Source organism: Mesorhizobium sp. (assembly GCF_004963255.1).
GTDB lineage: Bacteria > Pseudomonadota > Alphaproteobacteria > Rhizobiales > Rhizobiaceae > Mesorhizobium.
Window position 1 is genome coordinate 1 of sequence record NZ_SUGA01000056.1, and the last position, 24,938, is coordinate 24,938.

A 24,938-nucleotide genomic window follows, 5' to 3' on the forward strand; every position below is an offset into this window, starting at 1 on the left:
CGAAGTAAACCATCGACGCATTGCTGCACAGGACCAGCCCCACGAGCCGACAAAAGATATGAAGTGCAACGCCGTTCTCCTGGTTTTTCGCCAGATCATGTTGCGAGCTCGTCGGCCGCAACATGCGTCTGGCAGTTCTTGGGGCAGACGCGGGCGCAGGCTCCGCAGCCGATGCAGCGGCCGGCATTGTCAACAACCATGATCATGCGATTGAGCTCGCCGTCGAAATCGTCGTCCTCGTCATCGCAGGGGCCGAGGATTTCACCCGCATCATCAACGCCGTGAAGATGCATGACATCGCGCGAGCAGACCTTGAAACAACGGCAGCAGCCGATGCAGATTTGCTATCGATGGAGGTCAGGTACGGCGGCATCCAAATGGAGCCGTCACGGGTGGTGAATGTGCGCATCATCCTAAATTCTTCATTGAAGCGAGTTCTCTCTTGGCAACATCCAACTCGGCATAAACGGCTTGGGTTTTCTCGGCGACTTCCTGTATGTCGGCCCACTTGCCCGGCAGACCCTCGACAAGGTCCTGCAATGCCATCTTGGCAATAGCTGCACGCAACTGGAGCTTTCGGACTTTCTTCCTCATCTTATCTAGGTCTGACATAGATCCTTCCTGGAACAATGGTTTTGTTGATGCGCTCCATCTCGGGCTAGGCTTCAATGGCTGCAGTCGCATCGTCGACCAGTTTCGTACCGGCCTCAGCAAGTTTGCGGAAAGTCTCGAAGCCGAACCGGTGGACGTCTCGACAGAACGCCCAACCGCTGGAAGCCCGCAGGGGCTTCATTCCAATTATTGGCGACGTCGACACGCCGGAGCGCTCCTCGATCGCAAGCGCTACGGCGGTGTAAACATGTCGAGCCTCCACAGCGCGTCAGGATCGGGATCGCCGCCAAAGGGTACCGCACGTTGCTGTTGCTTGGTGATGATGAACTCGGCCAGCAGCTCGGCATCCGAATGGCCTTCCCATAAGCCGAAGGAATCCTGAGTACGAATGAGCCGCAGGAGGCATTTGACGAACGGGGAAGCAAGGGCCTCGTCGTCATTGTTGACAGCAGGGCCAACCGGAGGAATTTCGTTGTTCGTCATTTCAGTCTTCGTCTTCGAGGTACGATTTCCTTTTCCTGCGATGCCCACTCCGGGTCCGCTTGCGTGGCCGACGAATGGCTTGGGCGGGCCAACCCCAAGAGTGCCCCGTGGCCGACCTCGACATGTCCACGAGTGCGAGACCTGCGGCGCGAATTCGCGGCGCACATCGTCTGCGCCGCGATCCGACCGGTGGTCAACGCAATTGAAATCCAACCTTCCGCAAGCCGCCGCCCTGCTGCATCGACATACTTGCTGCGAAGAGAGCTTCGATGGGCGGATTGGCCAGTGTTCAATTCCAATTGTCAGTCCCTTCGCGATTCTTGCTCAGGAAGTGACTTCGTTTTGAGTTTCGGGTGCCTTCTTTTGCGGAGCCACACAAAGATCCGCGTGACAGGCAGGCTCACCCGTGTAGTTGGCCAGTGCTTCGAGCAATGGGGTAAGATAGTACTGTTTGGTGTGGTCCGGAATTGGCCCCAGCCGGTCCACCGATTTCAGTGCCACCTCGATCAACTCGATTGCGCGATCTTTGTTGCCGCTCTCGTAATAATACTGAGCTACCGGGAGGTACCGGAGGTATTTAAACGGGCCATCGCCGTTCGGGGGATTGAGTGCCAGTATCTGTTCCGAGAGCTCGTTGCCCATCGCAAAGCGCTCCGCGCGCGGAAGATGGGAATTGTCCATCGTGGGATCGAAGAGTTGGTTGAGGGCCAAGGCCATCCACGACACCGCGTCGGACGTTTTGTCGATCGCGTCCTCGACCAATTCTCGCATGACCGGCATGCCGGTCTTGATGTCGCGCAGCTTGTGAAGCAGAAGATCCGCATGAATCTGCCGGAACTCACAAGAGTCTGGCATCAAGGCGAGGCCTTCTTCGATGGCCAAGAGCGCCGCCGTCCAATCCTCGGCCTGCATCGCCGGCTCAAGTTTGGCGTATATCGGCCCGGTAAGCGACATTTCGCGCGCTGCAAGTTGGTTATGCGCGATGCGCTTTGCATCGGCGGCTTTCGCTTCATAGCTGCTGCGCCAGCTGCCGTTAAGGACTTTCGGCAAAACGTCATCGAGTTCCGCCGGGTGGCCGATAAAAGCGATGTGGCCGTCGCGGTCGACCACGAACGAGGTGGGAATCCCAATCGAAGAGCTGGGATCCATCCAGAGCTTGTTCATTTCGCCAATGTAATCGAACCCGATACGATAATTCAGATTCGGGAACTCCTCGGTCAGCCAGGCATCCACGTTGGTCCGCGCCTCGTCTGCGGTAGGACCCTGTTCGCAGGCGGCAACTCCGACCGCCTCAAATCCGCTGCCTTCATATTTCTCCTGCAGTTCGATCAAATGGGGCATGGCGTCGACACATGGTCCGCACCAAGTCGCCCAAAACTCAACGAGGTAGACCTTGCCGGGCCGAAAGTTCGTGAGGGGCTCGCCACGCAGCCAGTTCTCCACTTTGATCGCAGGAGCCGGGGACCCCATACGCAGTTCCATCTTGGTGTCCAAAGTCATTCCACACCTTTCGTCTCTTTTGTCGCGGAATATTTTCCAGTCAAAATCGGACACGGTCTCGAGGGCATTGCTCCCTCTCGCTTGCTTCAGCGGAGCTCTCACCGTGTTGCCGCACATCAAGCACGGCAAAGGGCATGCCAACCCTTCTTAGCTTCGGCAAGCGCCGGTACCGCCTTGAATAAGCGAGCCCTAACACGGCCAGCTGACGTTAACCTGAATGTCGGCTTTCGACGGCTCACCTTAGCGGCTGCCGTTTAGGAAGGTGAGAGTTTGGCTGGCCCGCTGGCGATAAGACCGGCTTCGGCGTCCTGGAGTAGTCGCACTTCGGCGATGGGGTCGAAAGTGCGGGAGAGGCTCGGTACCCTTGCAGCCACCGCCGCATGTGGCCCGGCGTCATAATTCGCGTCGCGGTTGCCAACGGCGGCGTTGGGCTCGATCCACGTGGCGTTGAGCCCGACAGCACGTAAAGCTGCATCGTGATTGAATGCCCTTTGCTGTTTCACGCCAAGCAGGAGTCGCGCGACGCTACCTTGCTCAAGCGCGAGCAGAGCGATCTGACGCCGTAGGAATATTGCTCGTCCCGCTTTTGCCGCCAGAGGCGGAAATCTTTCCTGAATGCCACCGCCGATCATCAATATCGACGAATCATATCCCGCTGCCCATTTGTTCGACTCCGAGGTCGGGCCAGCACTCCGTCAAGGGACGGTTGATGAACCCTAGATGCTCGGGATTGGCGCATGGCGCGCGCCGCAGAAGGCTGTCAAGGATGCGGCGCGCTCGCCAGGCCAGCAGCCCAAAGTTCGGATCAGCCAGCCCGCGCTGTCCAAGGCAGGCGTTCTGAACGAAAAGGCGTCGGTCTCGCGGTCCGTCCCAGTACACCGAAAAATCCTCGCCGATGGCGAGCTCATTGCCGATCTGTTCGAGGCGATCTGCGATCGGTTCTAGGAAACCCGGCAGCGGTTTCTCGTACCCGGTGGCCAGGATGACGATATCGGCGGTTACTTCTCCGATGTTGTCCAAGCCGCGTTGCAGCGTGAGCCTGTGCCCTGCTCCGGCATTGATGCAGCGCGACACGTTGCAACTTGGCCGCAATGTGATCTCGCATTGGTGTGGCTCGAGAAAGGCGTGGTGGTAGAGCGCCTGATAGACCGCGCGCAACTTGCTTTCTGAAATGCCCTCGGAGGCAAGCGCGAAACGCCGCAGGAACAGCTGTCGATGCACCTCGCTCATCGCAGCAAAACGATCCGAGAAGCATGGCGTGAACAGCCCGTTTGTGAACGCGTGGTCGTCGAAAGGCATCTCGCGCGTCAAGACCCATGTGATCGCCGCGGGCCGCCGTTCTTTCGGCCGGCCGACAAGGTGCAGTAGCAGCTCGGCTCCCGACTGTCCGCCGCCAACAACGCAGACATGCTTTTTTTGCACCTCAGGATTGATGTGGGCCAACTCAGATGAGTGGAACAGGTTGGGTCCAGTCCAGCCATGAAACTGAGGCGGAATTTGCGCCTGCTTGCCTATGTCGATGACGAGGTTTCTTGCATCAAGGACCGCGTTGTCCGTCCGCACGCGAAACTCGCCGTCAAAGCGGATTTCGCGAACGGCCTCGCCGCCACGGACAAGCGGATTCTTCTGGAACGCCCAGTTGAGATATTGGGCGAACTCGGCTCTAAGCACCCCGTGAAATTGCGCATTGAGGAAATTGTAAAGACGCCCGTTCTCGTGGAGGTAGTTTACGAATGTGTAGGCTGATCGCGGATTGACCAGAGTAACCAGATCCTGGAAGTGGCCGACCTGGAGCTCCGCGCAATCGAAAGCGCTGCCTGGATGTCCTCGGAAATCGACCTCCTGGTCCAGGAACAGTGCCCCTTGCGCAATCTCTTCCTGTATCTGACACGCAAGGCTCAAATTAGATGGTCCAGCACCCACACCAATACAAAAGAGGTCCACTTATCCTTACTCCTCTAGGAGTGTTTTCCAACTCAGCGGCATGTTGACGTCGATTGCCGGGCATTGAGCAATGCGAACCTCACAGGCATGCTTGAGCCGCGGTCCCGACTGAGAGGACAGCAAAAGCGTGTGCCGCCTTCCAGGTCTTGGGCTCAATGTCGGCGGCATCGACAGCGGCGCGGCGTGATCCGAACCCAAGAGCAGAAGGAAAGTGTGTGATGCTGTCGCGCGGCTCTTCCGGATCTTACGGCGGCTTCTAGCGCCGGCCTCCACCCCAGGAGTGGCTGTTTCCCTGCCACGACGGAAGCGGCTCTTTCTTTCGAGGGGCGTAACCATGGATAACGGCTCTTAATGCTTTCGGAGACTCCCATGCATGCGGCGTGCCGGATAAAGACCTGTCAAACCAACGAGTTCGCGCAGTTCCAGCTCGTCTGGAATCCGACATTGTCGCACGCCCGACGATCGGGCAGGGGAAGCTCCGCGGCAGCGGCCCTTGCACACCGCAGGCTGACAGGGACAGCCGCCGATTTGACGCGCGTCCGGGTACTGATAAGGGGCCTTCCAACAGGGTTCGCGCACGAGGCGGGGTCTCCTGGTACACCCGCCCTGTGGCTTGGCTGCGGTCTGCTGCAGCCGTTCGTCTTTACTGCCCGTTGCGGACGATCTCGCACGAGTTGGTTCACGAGAGCGTCGTGAAGCAGTCGAGGCGTCCGGTTTGGCTCTGACAAGCGTCGCAAGATGTTCGCGGATCCAGCCATGTCTCCGCAATCCGACCGGTAACCGACGACGACTTCGGACTGGTTGGCGGTCCTACGACCTGATCGGTGTTCCTACGGAGCTGATCAGCGAGCCAAAAACAGCGGCAATGTGGTCTTCCCAAAGCTCCAGCTCGGCGGACCGCCGAAAATCCGCTCACGCAGCCCACGGCTGCCATAAGCACCCATAACCATCATGTCAGCACAGATGTCGTTCGCGTGCTGGGTCAGCACTGTGCCCGCCGATTTGCCGGCGCTCTTAAGCAGGTCAACGGAGACCCGAGCACCGTGCCGAGTAAGATAGGCAGCGATGTCAGCTCCAGACTGCGCGCCTTTCCCGTTGTTTTGCGCCTTTGGATCGACCATAGCGACACAGACTTCCTTGGCAGCGGATAGGATACTAAGAGCTTCCCGAACCGCACGCGAGGCCTCTACACGCGAATCCCAGCCGACCAGCACGCGTCGAGGCGACAGCGTCGCCTTAACGCCCTTCGGCACGATGAGCACCGGCTTTCCGCTATCGAACAAGCAGCCGTTGACAACAGGAGGTCCGAGAGTCTCATCGTTGAGGAGGTCTCCTCCAACGATCGTCAGGTCAGCGCAGAGCGCCCGCTGTCGTGCCACTTCACCGAGGCTAGCCGGATCGCAATAGTCGGTGTCAACGTCACAGGAAAGCGACATAGCTTTCAGCCTTTTGAGGATATCCGCGGACCGTCTTTCCATTCTGGTCACGTCCTGTGAAAATTTCTCGATTTGCTGAAATCGATAGTTCGGTACTGCAATTGCCTGTGCACGTCCTGTATTCCATTCGGGGGGCGGAGACGACATCAAGAGCAATGGAGGCGGTATAATGAGTACCGATAGGTGCGCGCCGACCTCGGCACACAGTCCGGCAGCTGTTGTGAGGTCCTCATCAGAATGATCAGCACCCGTCACACTGAATATGCTTTTAAATTCCATTTGCCTGCTTCTCCTGGTCTTCGTTAGGAGCGCCTCAAAGCGGCAACACCGCTCTCAGGAGGAAGAGAGAGCGGCACCACGTTCGATCACCGATTTCAGTCGTCCGGCTTCTCGAGCGAGTAGCCGGCCGACCTGACGGTGCGAATGACGCTGCCGGGCAAGGCCGTTTTCAGCGCCCTCCTGATTCGGCTGATATGGACATCGACGGTGCGTGCACCGACATGAATGTTGGGCAGCCAGGCCGCCCCGATAAGCTCGTCCCGGCTGAAGACCTTGCCGGGGGCCTCAATCATAAGCCGCAGCACGTTGAAATCGATCCGTCCGAGATGGATGTCGTGGCCATTACCGCGAACCCGATGGGCATCGAGCTTCATCTCCAGGCCTCCACAACAAATCCAACTGTCGTTTTCAACCCCGTTCGGACCACGCTTGGTCAGCCCGAGCCTCGCCCGCAGGCAGTCGAGCAGCTTGGCCGGAGCCACCGGCCGCACAAAGCTCTCAACGCCTGCCTTCAAGAGATCGAGGTGCTGGTGCTCGGCGCCAGGCGCGATCAGGGCGATGATAGGCAGGTCGGTGGTGCGCGGTTCCCGCTTGAGGTGGGCGCAAATTGCGGACCCGTTTATGCTGGCTGGGTCGCAATCCAGCACTACGGCCTGAAGCTCCCGTTGTTCGGCCAAGGCCAGCGCAGCCTTCGCGCCGTCTGCCGTCTCACTGCTGAAACCGTCAACCTCCAGTATGTGGCTGTAGAGCAGATAGAACTCGGCATCTTGCGAGCAGATCAGGACCAGCGGCTTCTTCATCGGCGATACCCCAACAACCTGGTCGGCCTCGAGTCCCTGGATCGAGGGGACTGGCCAACATAGTTTCTCGGGTCCGTCATGATGGCCTTTCTCGAAAATCGCGCCCATCATGCCAGCGCCACGTGGGGAAAGGTTTCGATGACTGAAATCGCATCGTCGACCAGCTTCGTACCGGCCGTGGCGAGCTTCAGGAGCGTCTCGAAGCCAAACCGGTGGACATCGCGCAGCGTTTTGGACAAAACGACCAGCCGTCCGGTCGTGAAAAGCACCCGACCAAAACCCTCATGGCTCACCTGGATCATCGGCGATGCCATAAGGCCGCAGCGCTCCTCGATCGCAAGCCCGATGGCGGCGTAGTACTTGTCGAGCCTCCACAGCACGTCGGGATCGGGATCTCCGATGATTGGGATCCCTCGGCGCTGTTCCTTGGTAATGATGAAGTCGCCCAGCAGCTCAGCGTCCGCTTTGCGTTCCCACGAGCCATAGGAATCCTGAGAACGGATCAGCCGCACGAGGCATTTGACGAACGGGGTGCAAAGAGCCGCCTCGTCTTCGGCGACAGCTGGGGGGATTGCGGGGTCAGGCATTGGCGTCCTCCTCTTTTCAGTCCTCGTCCTCGAAGGACGGTTTCTTTTCGGCAATGCCCGCTCGCGCCAGCACCTTGCGCAGCCAAGGCGGAGGACACGTCCTGAGCATCATCTGCGTGCGCAAGAGCACCTGTGGGATCGATTGGGGCTCCGCCACTTTGATCGGGTGGATTTTTGCCGCGACAAGCTTGGCTGCCGAAGGGCCGCCAATTGCCAGACAAAACAGGATCTGACAGCCCTTGAGCGCATCCACCTTTGGCGTGATGCGATCATCGCGCTCGGCCCGATGCTCCCCGCTTTCATCGGACACGTCATCGAAGGCCACGGCTTCTACGAGATTCCATTCCTCGCGCGTCACGTCGTAGACAGCAAAGCGCCTGGCCGACCCGAAATGGGCGTTGAGGTCCTGCATGTCCTGAGTGGCGATCGCAACGCGCAATGCGCCCTTACGTCGTTCAGGCATCGGGGCGAAAACCTCACTACTGACCAGCGAGAGGCGGCGAACAGCGTTCATCGTGATATTTCTCGATTACGGAGTGGATCAAGCGCCTCAGGAGTGGGCGCGTGTTGGTTGGCCTGGAAGATGCTGGCGACCTCGAAGATCATGTCGCGGGTGCCCTGATAGAGAATTGCGAGCTTGTGCTGGCTGCCTAGTCGATCGAAGACCGGGAACCCGATGCGCATGAGCGGAATTCGGAGCCGCTCCGATGCTTGGCGCCCGTGCGAATGCGTGACAAGCAGGTCAGCACCGACGGCAAGACTTTCCAGATCGCCGAGATCGCCGATCTGAACCGAAACCGCCGGGACTTTCTCGAGAATTTTAGACCTGTCGGTCGTTGTGACGGCCGCGGCTATCTCGGAGCCGAGGCCAGCAAAGAAGGTCGCAAGTTGGAACAGCTGGTCTGGTTCGGCAGCGATGGCAATTTTCTTGCCGCCGAAATGGAAATGTCCGTCGAGCATCGCGTCCTGCAATTGCGCCCGGCGCCGGCGCACGCGGGCCGGTACCGCCGCGCCCGAAATCGCAGACAGCAGCGACACGAAGCGGTCCGTGTCCTGCAGCCCAGTCAGTGACTGGAACAACACGTAAGGCACGCCGGTCAACCCGTGCAGCGCTTTCGCCGGGCGGCGCATGTGCTCACCGATGGCGATGCATTGCATGGCCGTGCCCAACTCGCGAATGTCTTCGACGCTGGTGCCGCCGTATGTGGTCGCTACCCAGCGGTCAGGAACCGTACCGTCGAGCGAGCCTGAAATGTCGGGCAGAATAACCGGCTTGAGCCCAAAGCTTTCAACCATGTCACGCATATGCTCGATGTCGGCGACAGTGAGGTTGCATCCGGGCAGGATCGCGATCTTCTTCGGCTGCCGCGCACGTTCGCCCGAGCCTGTAATCCCTTTGATCATTGCGGTGACTGCCTTGGCCCAGCCCTCTTCGATCGCGCCGTCAAAATCCGGCGTGTTGGCCAGCACGACCTCCGTACCCGCAAGCTCTTGCGTGTGCTTCAGCTTGATGTTCGCAATATCACTCGCGCAATCTTCGCCACGCGTCTCCACCAGCGCGGTCGTGCACACCCCGATCAGCTTTGGCTTCGTGCGGTTCTTGAGGTTGAGGATGGCTTCTTCAAGATGGTCGGCAGCGCCGAGGATGGTCGCCACCTCATCCATCGCTGTTGTCTGCAATGGAATCGTTTCTTTGAAGTGCCGTACGAAGAGCACGAGCGCGAAGCTTGTGCATCCCTGGCTGCCGTGGAACAGCGGCATCGCGCCGTCGACCCCAAGAAAGGCAAAGGCGGCACCCAGCGGCTGCGACGACTTCAGCGGGTTCACCGCCGCGGATTTGGTCTGGGGAAGGATGCGGGCCATCGGTCGCCTCAACACTCGCTGAACTCGTGTGCCGTCGCGCCGGCGAATTCATCGAACAGGTGCCCGGACTCCTTCTTCGTGCATGGCAGTTCGTCTTTTAGATCAGGCTGGCAATCCCACGGGGCCGGCTGGCGCACCTGAGACCAGACCGGATTGTGAATGGCGAGGTCGATCTGGCGTACGAGTTCCACCATGCCGGCATAGCCGGCATAAGGGTGCTGGCGCTCCTGGTTGATATCGAGCCAGGGCGTCTTGGCCTTGAGCGCAATGAATTGCGTGCGACCGCCCGACAGCATGATATCGGCCCTGTGTTCAGAGAGCATGGCGTACAGCTCGCGCGCAGCCATGTATTCGAACATATGCTTGTCGTGCTTGAGAACTTGTTTGATGCGCTCCTTGTCCTGCACCGTAGATTTCTTGACCGAGGTGCCGACGATCTCGATTCCGATCTCCATCAGCGCACGGACAACCGACCAGGACTTCACACCGCCTGTGTTGAGCAGCACGCGCTTGCCTTGGAGCCTTTGCCGGTAGGATTCGAGTTTCTTCCACGCGATCGCCTCCTGCTGCGCGATCAGCGTCTCCGTGCGCTCGAGGATCTCCGGATCGGCGCCCTTCCTCACCAGCAGCCTGACAAGGTTGCGAAGAGCTTGCGATGTGTCGGAGATGCCATAGAAGGAGCCCTCGAAGAACGGGATGTCCCAGCGCTCCTCCATCTTGCGGGCAAGACTGATCAGCGCGGTCGAGCACACGATCATTGCCGCCCGGGCGCGGTGCGCGGAAGCAATGTCGCGGTAACGCGCATCGCCGGGAATGCAGGCGCGCACCCGGATGCCGAGCCGATCGAGGAGCGGCTTTACAAGCCAGAATTCGCCCGAGAGGTTGAATTCGCCAAGGATGTTGATGTCGTAGGGCCCGGGGTCGTCGGGTTCGACCGTGCCGATGACATGATCGAGCAACGCCTCGGCGGCGAGCTTGTTGCCGAGGTTCTTGGAGCCTGCCAGGCCAGGCGCATTGATCGGCACCACGGCCAAACCGAACTTTTCCGTGGCGCGTTTGCACACGGCCTCGATGTCGTCACCGATCAGCGCCGTTACGCAAGTTGAGTAGACGAAGATCGCCGGCGGCGCGTATGTGTGCTTGATCTCGCGGATCGCCTTGAAGAGTTTCCGCTCGCCCTGCCCCATCACCAGGTCGAGTTCGGTGAGGTCGGTCGTGAAGCTTGTCCGCCACAAGGTCGGCCCTGACGAAACCGCACCACGGTTGTCCCAAGAATTGCCCTCGCAGGCGAGCGGCGCATGGACCAGATGCGCAACGTCGGTGATCGGCTGCAGGACGATCTTGGCTCCGTCAAAGGCGCAGCCGCCGGCTGCCGCCCCTGGTGTCAGCGACTTCGAGCAGCCCTCCTTGCGCGCCTTGGCATCTTTGCCACGGTTCTTATCGCAGGCGGGCTCATCGAAGGCGTCCTTGATTTTGGCGCTGAGGGAGGACATCGCTCAGCCTCCCCAGTCCATTGGGCAAGGAATGGCCTCGGCGAAAAGCCGGCCACGGCTCTTAGCGCGTGAGGTCATAGGAATAATCCGTCACACCCGTCTCGCTCGTCTCGCGATCGAGTTTGTCGAAGATCTTGTCGAGGATCGTCGTCAGCACGCGCAACGCGCCCTGGTAGCCAAAGAGCGCAAAGCGGTGATGATGGTGCCGATCGAAGATCGGAAACATCAGCCGGATCAGCGGCGTTCCGGTGTCGCGCTCCAGGTACTTGCCGTAGGAATTGCCGATCAAAAGGTCCACCGGCTCGGTAAAGAGCAGCGAGCGCAGCGCCCACAGGTCCTTGCCCGCCCAAACCTGGGCAGCCTTGCCGAAAGGCGAGGATGCTAGCAGCTTCTTCAAATCGGCTTCCCATGCCGAGGTGCCATTGGTGGCGAGGCAATGGGTTGGCTCGCCGCCGGTCTCCATGACAAAGCGGGCCATTGCGTGAACGAAGTCGGGATCACCGTAGATGGCGTATTTCTTACCATGCAGCCAGGATTGGCTGTCCGCCATGGCGTCTACCAGTCGGCCGCGCTCGAGGCGAATTGCCTCGGGAATCTCCTTGCCGGAAATCGCCGCGACCTCCATCAGGAATTCGTCCGTCGCCTGAACGCCGAGCGGATAGTGGAACGAGGCCGTCGCCTGCCCGACCTCCTCGCAATAGCCCAGTGTCTTTCGGGTGTTGTGATGCTGCAGCGAAAGCGTTGCCTCGGCGTTGAGGGCCTTCTTCACCTCGTTGATCTTCGTGCCCCCGTCATACATGCGGTATTCACCGTCCGAAGGCGTATCGAACTGGTCAGAGGCATCCTGGATCAATGTATAGGACACGCCCATTACATCGAGCAGGCGCTTGAGCTCCCGGTTGTTGCCGACGCAGAAGCCGTCGAAGCCCGGAATGATGTTGATGGTTCCTTCGATTTGCGTACGCTCCTGACCTTTCCAGAAGTGCTCCAAAATGCCTTTGACCATGTTGTCATAGCCGTCGACATGACTGCCAACGAAGGCCGGGGTGTGGGCAAAGGGCACGTCGAAGTCGCGCGGGACTGAATCTTCGTCCTTGGCGTTCTGGATGAAGCTGTGCAGGTCGTCGCCAATGACCTCTGCCATACAGGTCGTCGACACGGCAATCATCTTGGGGTCGTAGAGCTGGTAGGTGTTGGCGAGCCCGTCGACCATGTTCTTCAGGCCGCCAAACACCGCCGCATCCTCGGTCATTGAGGAGGAGACCGCCGCGGCAGGCTCCTTGAAATGGCGCGACAGGTGCGAGCGGTAATAGGCGACGCAACCTTGGCTGCCGTGGACGAAGGACATGGTTCGCTCGAAGCCGGCGGCAGCGAATACCGCACCCAGCGGCTGGCAGGCCTTGGCCGGGTTCACGACAAGCGCTTTGCGGGCGAGGTTCTTTTCGCGGTATTCCCACGTCTGGGTGAAATCGCGCTGATCGGAAACGATTTCATCGGGGTGCGGACATTCGAAGTTTAGCTTCTTCTCAGCGAGCATCTTTCTGTATTCCGGCTCGCGGAACAGGGGAGCGTGATCGAGAATTTTTTCAGCCGACTGCGGCATGATGATTACCTCTTTTGCATCTGGCTGCGCGGGACGGCAGCTCAGGACGTCAAGACGTTCCAGGCTCCGGCGGATCAGAGACCGCGGGAGTTCACCGTCTCAGTGGGAGACTGGGGCTGAAGCAAATGTTTATTCGGCAGCCATCGCCCGCTCATCGCCCCGGCTTCTTTTCCAAGGCGCGTGGAATAGGTCCCAGACCGGGTTGTTAATGGCGAGATCCACATCACGTGCGAAAATGGCAAAGCCGTCGTAGCCGTGATACGGGCCTGAATAATCCCAGGAATGCATCTGGCGGAACGGTATGCCCATCTTCTGCACCGGGTATTTTTCTTTGATTCCCGAGCCGACCAGATTTGGGCGAATCCCTTCGATGAATTTCTCCAACTCATAGCCGGTCACGTCATCGTAGATCAGCGTGCCGTTCTTCACGTAGTGGCCGGTGCGCTGATAGTCGTCGCTGTGGGCGAATTCATAGCCGGTGCCCACGATGACCATGCCGAGGTCCTCGTAGGCCGTGACGACGTGGCGGGGGCGCAGGCCGCCGACATAGAGCATCACGGTATTTCCTTCCAGGCGCGACAGGTACTTGGCGATGACCGCATCAACAAGCGGCCTGTACTTGGCAATGACCTTTTCGGTCTTCTCCTCGATTTCCGGCCCAAAATGCTTGGCTATGTTGCGCAGAGAGGCTTCGATCTGGGAGGGACCGAAGAAATTGTACTCCATCCAGGCGACGCCATACTTTTCCTCCATATGCCGACAGATGTAATTCATCGACCGGTAGCAGTGGATAAGATTGAGCTTAGCCTTCGGGGCGCGCTCGATCTCTGCGAGTGTGGCGTCACCCGACCAGTTGCCAACCACGCGCAGCCCTATCTCCTCAAGCAGTATGCGCGAGGCCCAGGCATCGCCGCCGATATTGTAGTCGCCGATGACGTTGACGTCGTAGGGGCCGGCCTCGAACTTGACATCCTTTTTGTCGAAGACCCAATCCCGGATTGCATCATTGGCGATGTGGTGGCCAAGCGACTGCGAGACGCCGCGGAAGCCCTCGCAGCGTACCGGCACGATCGTCTTGTCATACTCCTTGGTCTTTTTGCGAGAAACGGCCTCGGTGTCATCGCCAATCAGGCCGATAGGGCATTCGGACTGCACGGTGATGCCGTTGTTGAGCGGAAACAAGACTTCAATCTCGTCAATGATCTGTTCCAGCTTCTTGTCGCCGCCGAAGACGATGTCCTTCTCCTGGAAATCGGAGGTGAACTGCATTGTCCCGAACGTGTCGACGCCCGTTGTACCGACGTAGTAGTTGCGGCGCTGCGACCAAGAATATTGGCCGCAGCCGACCGGGCCGTGCGAGATATGGACCATATCCTTGACTGGCCCCCACACCACGCCTTTCGAACCAGCATATGCACAGCCGCGAATCGTCATCACCCCGGGAATGGACTTGATGTTCGATTTGACGTCGCATTCGGAAAGGACCTCGCTTTCCCCGCCAGCCTCGTTGCCGCTCTTTGCGACGTTGAGGTGCTTCTTGCGGCGCTTCGCCGCCTTGTCGGGATAATGCGACAGCACCTCTTCGATAAGCTTCGCATGAAGAGCACCGTCATTCTCGTATTCCCGGCTCATGAGTCCCCCTTTCAAGGTTGGGTGACGCCTCAAAGAATAGGCGCCGTTCTCTGCAAGGCGCGCCGATTCATGGCAGCGCTAATGTCACTACTGGGCCGCCGCCTTCGCCGCTTCCTTGGAGTGAAGCTCGGCAAGCATCTGCTCGTCGGTCTTCATGATGCCGAAGTCGAGCAGCATCTCCTCCAGCTCCTCCATGGTGATCGGCGTCGGGATCGTACCCTGGCCCGAATTGGCGTGGATCTTCTCGGCCAGAGCGCGGTATTCCCCTGCCTGCTTTGAGTCCGGCGCGTACTGGATCACCGACATCTTCCTGAGTTCGGCATGTTGGACGATGTTGTCGCGGGGCACGAAGTGGATGAGCTTGGAATTCAATCGGCCAGCCAGTGCTTCGGCCAGATCGAGTTCGCGGTCGGTTTGACGTTCATTGCAGATCAGCCCGCCCAGCCGCACACCGCCCGAATGGGCATATTTGAGGATGCCCTTGGCGATGTTGTTGGCGGCATAGAGCGCCATCATCTCGCCGGACATGACGATATAGATCTCCTGGGCCTTGCCTTCGCGGATCGGCATGGCGAAGCCGCCGCATACCACGTCGCCGAGGACGTCATAGGAGACATAATCGACATCGTCATAAGCGCCATTCTCCTCGAGGAAATTGATCGAGGTGATGACGCCGCGGCCGGCGCAACCGACACCCGGCTCGGGGCCGCCGGACTCCACGCACTTGATGCCTCTGTAGCCCACCTTGAGCACGTCCTGGAGTTCGAGGTCTTCCACCGAGCCTTCCTGTGCGGCGAGATCCAGGACGGTATCCTGAGCTTTCGAATTCAGGATCAAGCGTGTGGAATCGGCTTTGGGGTCGCATCCTACGATGAGGATTCTCTGCCCGAGGTCGACAAGGGCAGCGAGCGTATTTTGGGACGTGGTGGACTTGCCGATGCCGCCTTTTCCGTAAAAGGCGATCTGACGCAGACCTGACATAATAGCTTTCCTTCCTTCGTTCTAATTATCGCGACTGCCCGCGACACAAGTGCCGATAGGCAGCTCGTGCCGCCTCACACCAAGCATCGCAAAAAGCGTACCAGCGTGATCGGCCGATCCCAGAAGAAACTTTGTCATTAAATTCCAGCCGCTTAGACGGCGGCAAAACGCGCGAACGGGCCTTTCAGGCGTCTGTCACGGACACGACAAAGCCGACACAGATTGTCGTGCGCCATCCAAACCGCCGTGTGTCGAGCTCGAAGCGGGAGAATGGGGAAGTTAGCCCAAAGCTGATGGCGAGACCATCGGAAGACATCGGCTCTTGTCTTTCCAGCCTGCCATTGATCGGGCGGTCGCTGGATGAGCAGGAGCCTGGGGCTTGACCGCGGCGCGGGTAGTTCAGGCAGGCTTACAGAGCGGGAACGCCGGCGGCCGATAGACATCCGCGCTTAACCTTTCATAGCCCGTCTACAAGTTGGTTCCGCCGACGCGCTATATGGAAGCCAAATAATTCAGTAGCTTAGCCGAGAGCATTGATTTTTTCAGAAAGATACGTGTTATACGCGTATGAACCGCCGAACCCATGGTCGGCGCCCTCATGCGCGTGAGACCCCGTTGTGGGCGAGGCTCGCGACTGGCTGCACGATCCTAGCCGGCCTGCTTGCCATTGAGTTTGGTCCCGCCGCGGTAGGCTGCGGCATCAAGGGCAACATCAGCTACAACACTGGCAAGAAGATTATCACGTTCTTGGACAGGAATCTTACTGGGAGACACGCATCAACCTATTGAAGGGCGAGCGGTGGTTTTGTTCAGAGGAAGCTGCACGAAAGGCGGGCGGGCGGGCTTCGAGAGGTTAGTGTCGCGGCAGCTTGCAGATCTGCCCACGGGGCCGCCACGATCGCAAAGTGTGTACAAAAGCGCCCTCTCTGCCGAACTGAACAGTGCTCACGGCCATAGCCTCGGATGAGCCCGACTGGCTTGACCTCTGCATGATGAGAGCAGCTTTTACACCAGGTGCGCAGCACATGTCTTTAACGAACGCATCGTCTTCAAGAATATAGAGAGCAATTCGGAAAACCGAGTAGTTGGCGGCGAAGCTAGGAGAAGGTATACACTACCCTCTTGTTACCCCAGAGTAGAACGTGCAGCTGCGGCAAGACGCGGGCTTCGAACCACCTGTCGCTGGTCACCTTTTCTACCAGCGGTTCCATGCGCATCATATTCCGTCGGACTCGACAGAGACGTCTTCATTACCACGGCGGGGCGGCGTGTGATTGCCGGGTTGCAGACAAACCTCGCCGCGACGTATTTGGGACGAGTGGTGTCGGCACCGAATCCCTATCATTTAGACTAGCCAGCTTGGGGAGCGCCGTCAGACCGCCAGACCGGAAGAGGAGGCTTCGCGCCAACTTGTGCCAAGAATGTTGGACCGTGCGGAACCGCTGGGGCGGCGCTCAACTCTGGCGCAGGATGAAGCGTCGATTGGGTGAATGAATAGGGCGCGCGTTCGACGGGTAGAGTGAGGCAAATCGCTGGATGTCTGCCGGATCAACGTCAACCGGTTCCATCGCCACCATCCACTCGACGTTTTCGGTGCACGGCGGCGTCGTCAGTGAGCCCTCATAAGTCCAATAGCCAAGCGAGGCTGGCAGAAGCCAGTTGGGATTCACCTCGTCGATCGTCACCTCCCCATTCGGCAGTTCGGGAAAGGCCGCAGCAAGGGCAGCAAAGCTGGCATTTGTCGCGCCGGGCGTTAAAAAGACGCCCAGCACGCCCAGAGTACCACTTTGCGTGTCCTTGTGAACGAAATGCACCTCCATCGGGAAGCTCTTGCCCGCCACGTGATGTTCGCTTGGCGCATGGAAATGGAACTGTACCAGTTCGTAGACACGATCGCCGCGGGTCAGCGTGCTGCCTTGTGGCATATTGATTTGAATGGTGTGGCCGTTGTTCACCATATTGCCGCCGCCCTTGTGCCAGCCGATGGCGATATGCGGGATATCCGCCTTGACCGCGCTGTTGATATTGATCGGCGATTGCTGCGTGCCGGCAGAGCATACGAAATTTTCCTTATCCAGATCAGCCCAGTGCTCCGGTCCGACCGGACCGGTGTACCCCCAATGGGCACTGGTCGCTTGGGCGGCTTGAACGCAAATCCGGCATGCGCCGAGCGCAACCAACCCTTTGATCAGGTGACGACGATACATATTACTTTTGCTCCTCTTGCGAACTGATGTTGGTGGCTGCCCTAATGGACGCGTGATGGCCAATCGGCGCGGCCAGTATTGTCCTTTGCAACTGATAGATGCCCGCACGCCTTGGCGTGCTTTCATAAGTGCGGCTGCCGTTTCTCGGCTGGCCGGCTTCTGCAGCCCGCAACGGGGGCAGTTTCAACCAGCTAAACGATAAAAAATTTTAGCAGACCAGCGCTTGACCCCCGCCGCAAAGGCACAGGCGAAGGTGATCACTGCGCGGCTGCCGTTCGCGCCGGAGGCCGCATCGCTATACTTTACACTCGCTGCCCAAGGAGACGCAGGCGACCCCAATACGTTTTCATCGCTACTCCCGACGCAGCCGACCCACGCCACGAAAACGTTGCTATATTTCACGTTGGGCCAATGAGGAAATCGATCTTCTTTATGGAAGGCATTTGCGCAATGGATGCATTCCCATGCTGACAGTCGTGCGTCAGGCCGGACAATGAGATACATCGATAAGAGCTGGACAAGGATGAGGGGATGACGTGCTTGCGACGGAGCAGGTGGGGCGAGAAGGCCAGTTCTTGCGGATTTCAACTTTGCGTGACGACAGCTCATCGGAGTCAAGGTGACACACGCCGGCAGCGGGGTGTCCGGGCGGTTTCCAGCCGCACAATCGCGAGACCGCTGACGCGAACAAAGCTCGGCTGTACTCGGCACGCGAAGAGAGCCTGCCAAGCCGTTGGAGCCCGGCCTTCCGGTGCGACGCAAGCCACAGACTAGACCGCCCTCTTGTTACCCCAAAGCAGAACGTGCAGCTGCGGCAACACGCGGGCTTCGAACCACCTGTCGCTAGTCACCCTTTCGACAAGCCATTCCATTCGCATCATTATTCCGTCCAAGTCGACAGAGGCGTCTTCACTGCCAGGGAGCGGCGGCGTGTGATTGCCGGGTTGCAGATAGATCGGAAGGTGCGGATATCTCGCCGCGACTTCTTTGGCGTAGGCATAGTCACTCTCGTCGAAAACGACGAGCTTGAGCACGATTTGCGGCTTCTCTTGCGCCGCTTCGAGGCATGCATCAAACGCAGCCCAACGGGTCGTCATCTCGCTGGACGGCGGCTTTGGGCTAAGGGTCAGCACGTCAAGATCCGCAAACCACTCCCTCACCACGGAACCCTGCGTTTCCAGTGCAAAACGATAGCCCTCGCGATGGCCTCGTTCTATGAGGGGACCGAACGGCTGAATGGCCGGGTTGCCGCCTGACAAGGAGACCATAACCGGCCTGCCGCCGGAAAGCGCATGGACGGTTTGCCACACGGCATCGATCGGCATCGGTAGCCATTCATGGCGATACTGATTGTCCACCGCGTGAAGGCTGTCGCACCATGAACAGCGATAATCACATCCGCCGGTTCTGATGAACACCGTCGGCAAGCCGATGAGCACGCCCTCGCCCTGGATAGTCGGCCCGAATATCTCGCTCACACGGATTGCGGGATGCATGTCGGTCACGGACGGTATTCCGCCCAAGTTTTCGGTGTTTCGCTAACGCGCACGGCCGCGGTCTGCGGCAGACGTGCCTTGCACCATTCATAGAAATGTCTGGCCAGGCATTCCGCCGTGACCTTCTCATGTCCCAGCACGTCGTTGAGGTGCCGATGGTCGAAGCTCTCGTCAATGTAGCGTTTGAGCGGCGCCAGATCGTGATAGTCGCGCACGAAGCCGTGGGCGTCCAGTTCCTTGGCCGACAGCTCCACTACGACGACATAGTTATGCCCGTGCAGGCGCGCGCATTGATGGTTGGGAGGCAAGGAGGTGAGCTGATGCGAGGCCGAGAAGTGGAATTCCTTGCTGATGTGGAACATTACGCGCGCCTCCTGCGCAGCGCCTCAAGCCAGAAATCGGCGTCCTCGTAGTCGGTGGGATCAGCGTGCCCGGCGAGATGGAACGCTTCGCGCCGCTCGACGCAGGTCCCGCATCGTCCGCAGTGACGCACGCCGCCCTTGTAACAGGACCAGGTCTCAGCAAACGGGGTGCCGTATCTTGCGCCATCCGCAACAATGTCAGCTTTTCCGAGATTCACATACGGTGCATAGAGGCGTATCTGCGCATAGCCGTCGAGCGCGCGGTCTTGCATTGTCTGGAAAGCTTCAATGAAGGCCGGACGGCAATCGGGATAGATGAAATGGTCCCCACCATGCACGGCCGCCGCCACCGCTTCGGCGCTGTGGGCGGCGGCGAGACCGAAGGCGATTGCCAACATGATGGCATTGCGGTTCGGCACCACCGTAATCTTCATCGTGTCTTCGGCGTAGTGGCCGTCCGGCACGTCGATACTGCTAGTCAGCGCTGAGCCGGAAAGGCCACGGCCAATTTCGCCGATGTCGATGATCTGGTGCGGGACCTTCAGTCGCTGCGCGCAAAGAGCGGCGAAGCCCAATTCCTTCCTGTGCCGTTGGCCATAGTCGAAAGATAGAAGGCCGGTGAGTTCGTGCTCCGCTGCCACCATGTGAGCAAGGGAAACGGAGTCCAATCCGCCAGAGCAGACGGCGAGAGTCTTCATCATTGGTATCCTTGTTTTGACCGGGTAAGGCTGCGACCGGAGATTTCTCTGCGCCCCCACTACTCCAGCGACTCAGTTTTGTGAACCGGGAGAATTTGCGCTCAGCCCGATTGGAACGGGAGTGCGTCGCGTCCAACACGCGTGATCAATAAAAGTTGAGCGCTTCAGCAGTTTGTTTCGCATCGCGCCAACTTTCGCAACCTGCTGTCCGATCGTCGACTTCGAGACAAGGTGATGTTCGGCCGACATCGGCTGACTCTTAATTAAGCCGCAGAACACATGTTGGCTTTCTGGCCTTCGCTTGTGCGGTTGGCGAGGGCGACATGGATGCCAGCAAATTTGACATTGGCGACATCCGCCTGGAGAACCCTGCGCGGCGCGATTGAGGCCGCAGGCGAGCCTGCTCTAACTGCCGCCCTACAGTCCCGACTTCAATCCGATTGAGAACGCCTTCGCCCAACCTAAGGCGCTGCTGCGAGCAAAGGCCGAGATAACCATCAAGGCTCTATGGGACTGACGTTGCCCCAGCAGTTTTGAGTTCGTTTCCGGCGTGGGTTGTGCCCTGCTGGGCGGGTGAAGCGACGGGCGCTGGCGCGGAGCCTTTGGCATAGCGCAGCGCGAGCGACCGTCGCGGATTGAAGGTGCTGGCGAACTTGGCCGGGGTCTGCCAGGGGGGAGTGCGGCCGCGCGGTGTTGTAGTCGGCGTGCCACAGGGCGATGGCTACGCGCGCCTGAGCCAGCGAGGTGAACAGCGTCTCGTTGAGCAGTTCATCGCGCAGTCGGCCGTTGAAGCTCTCGATGAAGCCATTCTGCATCGGCTTGCCGGGCGCAATGTAATGCCATTCGACGCGGTTCTGATCCGCCCAGGAGAGGATGGCGTTCGAGGTGAACTCGCTGCCATTGTCGCTGACGATCATCCTGGGCCGGCCCCGCTCGGTGATGAGCCGTCCAATTCGCGGGCAACCCGCATGCCCGAGAGAGACGTATCAACGATGAGTGCGAGGCACTCTCTCGTGCAGTCGTCGACGACGGCCAGGATGCGGAAGCGGCGCCCGTCGGTGAGCTGGTCCGATACGAAGTCGAGCGACCAGCGCTCGTCGGGCCTCAGCGGCACCAGCATCGGCGCCCTGGTCCCGATCGCCCGCTTGCGGCCGCCACGGCGGCGACGGCGAGCTTCTCCTCCCGATAGAGCCGGAACAGCTTCTTGTGGTTCACGACCAGGCCCTCCCGCCTCAGCATCACGAGAAGACGCCGGTAGCCGAACCGGCGACGCTCCTGCGCGATCGGCCTTCATCCGCTCGCGAACCTCGCGGTCGTCCGGCCTGCTGGTCTGGTAGCGAACCGTCATGCGGCAACAGCCGATGGCTTTACACGCCCGCCGTTCGCTCATCCCGAAGCCTTCCTTCAGGCGAGCGACAGCTTTCCGCTTGGCGGCGGGCGTCACCATTTCTTTCCCACAAGGTCCTTCAACGCGGCATTGTCGAGCATGGCGTCGGCCAAAAGCCGCTTCAGGCGCGTGTTCTCGTCCTCCAGCGCCTTCAGGTCGCCGAGCCTCGGTGACATCCATCCCGCCGAAGCGGGCCTTCCAATTGTAGATCGAGGCGTCGCTGACCCCGTGCTTGCGGCACAGATCGCCAACCGATACCCCGGCCTCGTGTTTCTTCAAAATTCCGATGATCTGCTCTTCAGAGAAGCGGCTGCGTTTCATGTCCTGGTCCTCTGGATGGGCCAGAACGAACTTCAAACCGGATTAGATCAGAGGGGCAAGGTCAGGACGCCTCGGCGCGGTCGTCGACCTCTTCACCCCAGCCGAATGTGCCAACTACTTCAAAGCCGCAGGATATGACCTGGATCAGATAGGACGTGCTCCAATGGTTTACACCTGACACAGGAGTCCGGCCCCCACAACCGTTTCGCAATGAGGAGCAGCGCTGCCGCTGCTCCTCCAATCACACGACGGATTCACGATGCGGCAACTCGAGCCATGATTTCGGATCCAATGGCCGATGCGGTGTATAGTGAGGCATCCAGCGGCAAATCCCCAAATGCCAGTTGACACAGAAGATAATTAGCACCTGCCTCTTCCAGCTGATCAAGGAGAGCTTTTCGGACAGAATCTGCCGTTCCCACGACGCACAATTCACTTTCAATTGCTGCATCGAAGTTCAAAGGCAAGTTTGGTGGAGTGGAAATGGCATTTAGTTCGTATAGAAATTTGAAGCTATTGAGCCATCGTTCATAGGCAGGTGCTGCGAGCAAATACGCATCTGTTTCAGAACGCCCTATCACCACCATTCGGAGCAATCCAAGAAATGGCGCTTGCTGGCCAATGTCAGCATCGTGAATTCGGGCGGCGCGGAACGCGTCGGTAACGCTGCGAACAGAAGTGGAAGGTCCGACGCAGGCGATGTTTGCCCCATTCGCAGCGGCCCAGCTAGCCGGCTCGGGTCGATTGGTGGCGATCCATGTCGGCGGACGGGGATATTGGTGAGGTCTCAACGTCAGCGGAACATCTTTCAACTCAAAGTGGCGGCCCTGATAAGAAAGCGTCCCGCCTTTCATCGCATTGATGAGAATCTCACTGGCCTCCGCATACTGTTCTGGTGCTGCTTCTACAGCAACCCCGAAGTATCCCAATTCAGTGGGAGCAGAGCCGCGCCCTATGCCGAGTTCAAGCCTGCCGCCGCTCAACTGATCAAGCATGCAGATCTCCTCGAAGGCACGCAGCGGATGATAGAGCGCAAGTAGCATTACCATGGGACCAACACGAAGACTGCGGGTTCGCTGGGCGACGCTCGCTAAGAACAAATTCGGTGATGGACCTCTGCCATGCGGCGTACAGTGGTGCTCGGCGAGATGATACGCATAAAAGCCATAGCCATCGCACGCTTCTGCTAGGCTCAGCCGATCTGCATATTGTTGTGCGATGTCATCGCCGTTTTCGTCCAGATGATCGAAGATGCCGAAGGTCAGGCCCGAAGCGGAAATTTTCTTCAATTAATTGTTCTCCAAATTACCTATATTTATTCGCTAATCATCATAGCTCACGACATATCATTACTTGATGCTTAATGTGAATCGACTTCATGCTTGTGAGCACCGCGATCCTTCTTAAAGTTCATACAGACGCGTTCGGCGGCAGCAAGGAATTTGTCCATCTGCTCTGTGGTGCCAATGCTGACGCGAATACAGTTCTTCAAATCTACGTCAGGAAAGCTGGCGATGAGGATCGCCTGCTCTTTCAACGCGGCTTGCCAGCATGAGCCCTCCTGTCCCGCCGGCACACGGGCCAGCAAAAAGTTTGCGTGGGAGGGTGTTACGGAAAAGCCAAGTTGCAACAGCGCCAGGGTCACTCGCTGTCGTTCATGCTTGATGTGCCTGTGGTTCTCTTCGTAGGCGTGGCGATGCGCAAGAATGCTTTTCCCGACCGCCTGCCCGATCACGTTCATGTTGAAGACATTCTGGATGTTGCGCAGCCTGCCAATGATTTCTGGGTGACCGAAACCGAAGCCGACTCGCACGCCAGCGGCAGCATAGCTCTTTGAAAAAGTCCTCAAGATCAAAAGATTCGGATGTCTATTGACGAGGCGCAGGGCATTGTCGGGTGCGAAGTCAACGTAGGCCTCATCCAAGACGACCAAGCGATCTGCTTGCTCCACAAGGCGTTCGATTTCGGCCACCGGCACGAATGTTCCGGTCGGATTGTTCGGATTAGCCAACAGAATGAACTTCGCGTCTTTTGCGGGGCCGGACAGCAGTTTTTCTATCGGCAGGGGATGAGCTTCGCTCGATGCGATTTCGAGAAACTCGGCACCCTGCAACATGGCAAGTTTACGGTTGAACGAAAATCCGGGCGACAGCATTGCCACTCTATCTCCTGGGGCGAGGAAAGCTCTGTAGATGAGTCCGAGCAGCTCCGACGAACCGTTGCCGGCAATCACCTGATCTTTGGAAAATCCGTAAGCATCGGAGGCAGCTGCCCTTAAGCTGAGATTGTCGTCTTCCGGATAAAGATACTGGTGTTCGATCGCAGCAATTGCACTTTGCATTACGCTCTTCGGCAACGGAAACGGGTTCTCGTTCGTATTTAGCTTAACGCAGTTTGCATCCGTCGCTGGTCCGTTGGACGAGAGAGCATCTAATTTGCTGGCCACCGGCGAAAAAAGCGAAAGCACGGTCTTCAGTTTTGCATCGCACATGTTCTTCTCCGTTTTTCAGTCCCGCAGGGCATGTGACATGAGGCAATCGTTGATCGTGACTTGATCGACGTTCGGCTATATCAGCGCTGCCTTCCCACCCTGGTGGGGATCGCCGACCACGGTTTGGATTTGACACCGGGAAGCTGTCGAGAACCTGATGACGACCCAACGTTTGGCCGACGGCCGATTCGGCGCAACAGACGGTGTTTCAACATCGCATCGTCCTCAAAGCCGCATGCAGGGCCTGCACGACAGCCCGTCTCCAGCGCCCGCAGATAGGTGGAAGCCGAAGTCTTGCCGAACCTCAGTTGCTCTGCCACCTTGGCCCACCGGACTGCCCTGTTTATGGGTCAGGCGCAGGATATCTCTGACGCTCGTTCGTCTTGCTTGCTTCCGTCTTGGCATGGGCTCTCTCGGTTTGCTGATGAGAGAGCCAAATACCGGCTCATCTGAGCATGAGACGCAGGCCTGACGATATGGAGCGTCGCTGGTGGCGCGCGTAGCCGAGAGGGTTCGCCTCGCTGGCGGGGCATGCAAGACGGCGCACCTCCTTAGCCATCCTGTCCCATCGTCTCAGATCGTGAGGCGCACCTTATAGTCGGTGAGGAGATCTTGCAGGGTCAGGTTACGCCCTAGCGCTTAAGGTTGTTGGTCGCACCGAGCAAGCGCGGGACCTGTCGACGGACAACAGCGGTGCCACTGCCGGCACTAGGTGTGAGCTTTCGAGAGGTTGTCCATTCGGACCGGACCGAGGAGACTGGAG

Annotated in this window: 19 protein-coding genes and 5 pseudogenes; 1 reads left to right on the plus strand and 23 read right to left on the minus strand. The window is 58.8% G+C overall.

The features are described 5' to 3' along the window. Positions 1 to 95: 95 nt before the first annotated feature. The 20 genes and pseudogenes from fdxB to queC all read right to left on the minus strand — a co-directional run bounded on the left by fdxB (position 96) and on the right by queC (position 19,976). A pseudogene (gene fdxB, locus E5X34_RS30975) lies at positions 96 to 412 on the minus strand (ferredoxin III, nif-specific). Beyond that, positions 409 to 612 carry a CCE_0567 family metalloprotein gene (locus E5X34_RS30980; protein ID WP_063169367.1) on the minus strand — a complete coding sequence of 68 codons (204 nt, stop codon included), beginning with the start codon at positions 610 to 612 and terminating at the stop codon, positions 409 to 411. The pseudogene fdxB and the gene E5X34_RS30980 overlap by 4 nt, the downstream one beginning before the upstream one ends. A gap of 46 nt (positions 613 to 658) precedes the next feature. Further along, a pseudogene (locus E5X34_RS30985) lies at positions 659 to 1,095 on the minus strand (DUF269 domain-containing protein). A gap of 324 nt (positions 1,096 to 1,419) precedes the next feature. Further along, the gene (locus E5X34_RS30990) at positions 1,420 to 2,577 is read right to left on the minus strand and encodes a TlpA disulfide reductase family protein (RefSeq protein ID WP_063170386.1); all 1,158 of its coding nucleotides are present in this window, start codon (positions 2,575 to 2,577) and stop codon (positions 1,420 to 1,422) included. A gap of 272 nt (positions 2,578 to 2,849) precedes the next feature. Then, positions 2,850 to 3,230 (minus strand): hypothetical protein, encoded by a 381-nt coding sequence (locus E5X34_RS30995; protein WP_126080606.1) that lies wholly within the window; start codon positions 3,228 to 3,230, stop codon positions 2,850 to 2,852. A gap of 10 nt (positions 3,231 to 3,240) precedes the next feature. Continuing rightward, the gene (locus E5X34_RS31000) at positions 3,241 to 4,539 is read right to left on the minus strand and encodes a SidA/IucD/PvdA family monooxygenase (RefSeq protein WP_292572899.1); all 1,299 of its coding nucleotides are present in this window, start codon (positions 4,537 to 4,539) and stop codon (positions 3,241 to 3,243) included. 842 nt (positions 4,540 to 5,381) lie between these two features. Beyond that, the gene (locus tag E5X34_RS31005) at positions 5,382 to 6,254 is read right to left on the minus strand and encodes a universal stress protein (protein ID WP_063169369.1); all 873 of its coding nucleotides are present in this window, start codon (positions 6,252 to 6,254) and stop codon (positions 5,382 to 5,384) included. Between the two features lie 95 nt (positions 6,255 to 6,349). Beyond that, positions 6,350 to 7,054, minus strand: a complete 705-nt coding sequence (locus E5X34_RS31010; RefSeq protein WP_224571202.1) for a response regulator transcription factor — start codon at positions 7,052 to 7,054, stop codon at positions 6,350 to 6,352. Between the two features lie 107 nt (positions 7,055 to 7,161). Further along, positions 7,162 to 7,641, minus strand: coding sequence for a NifX-associated nitrogen fixation protein (locus tag E5X34_RS31015; protein ID WP_024505267.1), 480 nt, complete (start codon positions 7,639 to 7,641; stop codon positions 7,162 to 7,164). Positions 7,642 to 7,657: 16 nt separating this feature from the next. Then, positions 7,658 to 8,155 carry a nitrogen fixation protein NifX gene (nifX, locus tag E5X34_RS31020; RefSeq protein WP_063169371.1) on the minus strand — a complete coding sequence of 166 codons (498 nt, stop codon included), beginning with the start codon at positions 8,153 to 8,155 and terminating at the stop codon, positions 7,658 to 7,660. Then, positions 8,152 to 9,504, minus strand: coding sequence for a nitrogenase iron-molybdenum cofactor biosynthesis protein NifN (nifN, locus tag E5X34_RS31025; RefSeq protein ID WP_024505265.1), 1,353 nt, complete (start codon positions 9,502 to 9,504; stop codon positions 8,152 to 8,154). Before nifN ends, nifX begins: the two co-directional genes overlap by 4 nt. 8 nt (positions 9,505 to 9,512) lie before the next feature. After that, on the minus strand, positions 9,513 to 10,997 hold the full coding sequence (nifE, locus tag E5X34_RS31030; RefSeq protein ID WP_024505264.1) for a nitrogenase iron-molybdenum cofactor biosynthesis protein NifE: 1,485 nt from the start codon (positions 10,995 to 10,997) through the stop codon (positions 9,513 to 9,515). A 61-nt stretch (positions 10,998 to 11,058) separates the two neighbouring features. Beyond that, complete coding sequence (gene nifK, locus E5X34_RS31035) at positions 11,059 to 12,600, minus strand: nitrogenase molybdenum-iron protein subunit beta (protein ID WP_024505263.1); 1,542 nt, start codon at positions 12,598 to 12,600, stop codon at positions 11,059 to 11,061. 129 nt (positions 12,601 to 12,729) lie between these two features. Then, positions 12,730 to 14,232 carry a nitrogenase molybdenum-iron protein alpha chain gene (gene nifD, locus E5X34_RS31040; RefSeq protein WP_024505262.1) on the minus strand — a complete coding sequence of 501 codons (1,503 nt, stop codon included), beginning with the start codon at positions 14,230 to 14,232 and terminating at the stop codon, positions 12,730 to 12,732. A gap of 87 nt (positions 14,233 to 14,319) precedes the next feature. Then, the gene (gene nifH / locus E5X34_RS31045) at positions 14,320 to 15,213 is read right to left on the minus strand and encodes a nitrogenase iron protein (protein ID WP_024505261.1); all 894 of its coding nucleotides are present in this window, start codon (positions 15,211 to 15,213) and stop codon (positions 14,320 to 14,322) included. A 1,097-nt stretch (positions 15,214 to 16,310) separates the two neighbouring features. Next, a pseudogene (locus E5X34_RS31050) lies at positions 16,311 to 16,507 on the minus strand (7-carboxy-7-deazaguanine synthase QueE); the annotation flags it as partial. 160 nt (positions 16,508 to 16,667) lie between these two features. Beyond that, a complete protein-coding gene (locus tag E5X34_RS31055) occupies positions 16,668 to 17,420 on the minus strand; it encodes a carbonic anhydrase (RefSeq protein ID WP_063169372.1) in 753 nt (250 codons plus the stop codon). Between the two features lie 770 nt (positions 17,421 to 18,190). Next, a complete protein-coding gene (gene queE / locus E5X34_RS31060) occupies positions 18,191 to 18,916 on the minus strand; it encodes a 7-carboxy-7-deazaguanine synthase QueE (protein ID WP_164548811.1) in 726 nt (241 codons plus the stop codon). Between the two features lie 5 nt (positions 18,917 to 18,921). Then, on the minus strand, positions 18,922 to 19,278 hold the full coding sequence (gene queD, locus E5X34_RS31065) for a 6-carboxytetrahydropterin synthase QueD (protein ID WP_063169374.1): 357 nt from the start codon (positions 19,276 to 19,278) through the stop codon (positions 18,922 to 18,924). Next, complete coding sequence (gene queC / locus E5X34_RS31070; RefSeq protein ID WP_063170389.1) at positions 19,278 to 19,976, minus strand: 7-cyano-7-deazaguanine synthase QueC; 699 nt, start codon at positions 19,974 to 19,976, stop codon at positions 19,278 to 19,280. The genes queD and queC overlap by 1 nt, the downstream gene beginning before the upstream one ends. Positions 19,977 to 20,345: 369 nt before the next feature. Between queC and E5X34_RS31075 the strand changes: the two are divergent. Further along, a pseudogene (locus E5X34_RS31075) lies at positions 20,346 to 20,487 on the plus strand (transposase); the annotation flags it as partial. Here E5X34_RS31075 and E5X34_RS31080 read toward each other — a convergent pair. From E5X34_RS31080 to hisC, 3 genes and pseudogenes are all read right to left on the minus strand, one after another. Continuing rightward, positions 20,482 to 21,684, minus strand: a pseudogene (locus tag E5X34_RS31080) (IS3 family transposase). The pseudogenes E5X34_RS31075 and E5X34_RS31080 overlap by 6 nt on opposite strands. Before the next feature lie 254 nt (positions 21,685 to 21,938). Next, positions 21,939 to 22,973, minus strand: coding sequence for an LLM class flavin-dependent oxidoreductase (locus tag E5X34_RS31085; protein WP_063169375.1), 1,035 nt, complete (start codon positions 22,971 to 22,973; stop codon positions 21,939 to 21,941). 71 nt (positions 22,974 to 23,044) lie between these two features. Beyond that, a complete protein-coding gene (gene hisC / locus E5X34_RS31090; RefSeq protein WP_063169376.1) occupies positions 23,045 to 24,175 on the minus strand; it encodes a histidinol-phosphate transaminase in 1,131 nt (376 codons plus the stop codon). Positions 24,176 to 24,938: the final 763 nt, after the last annotated feature.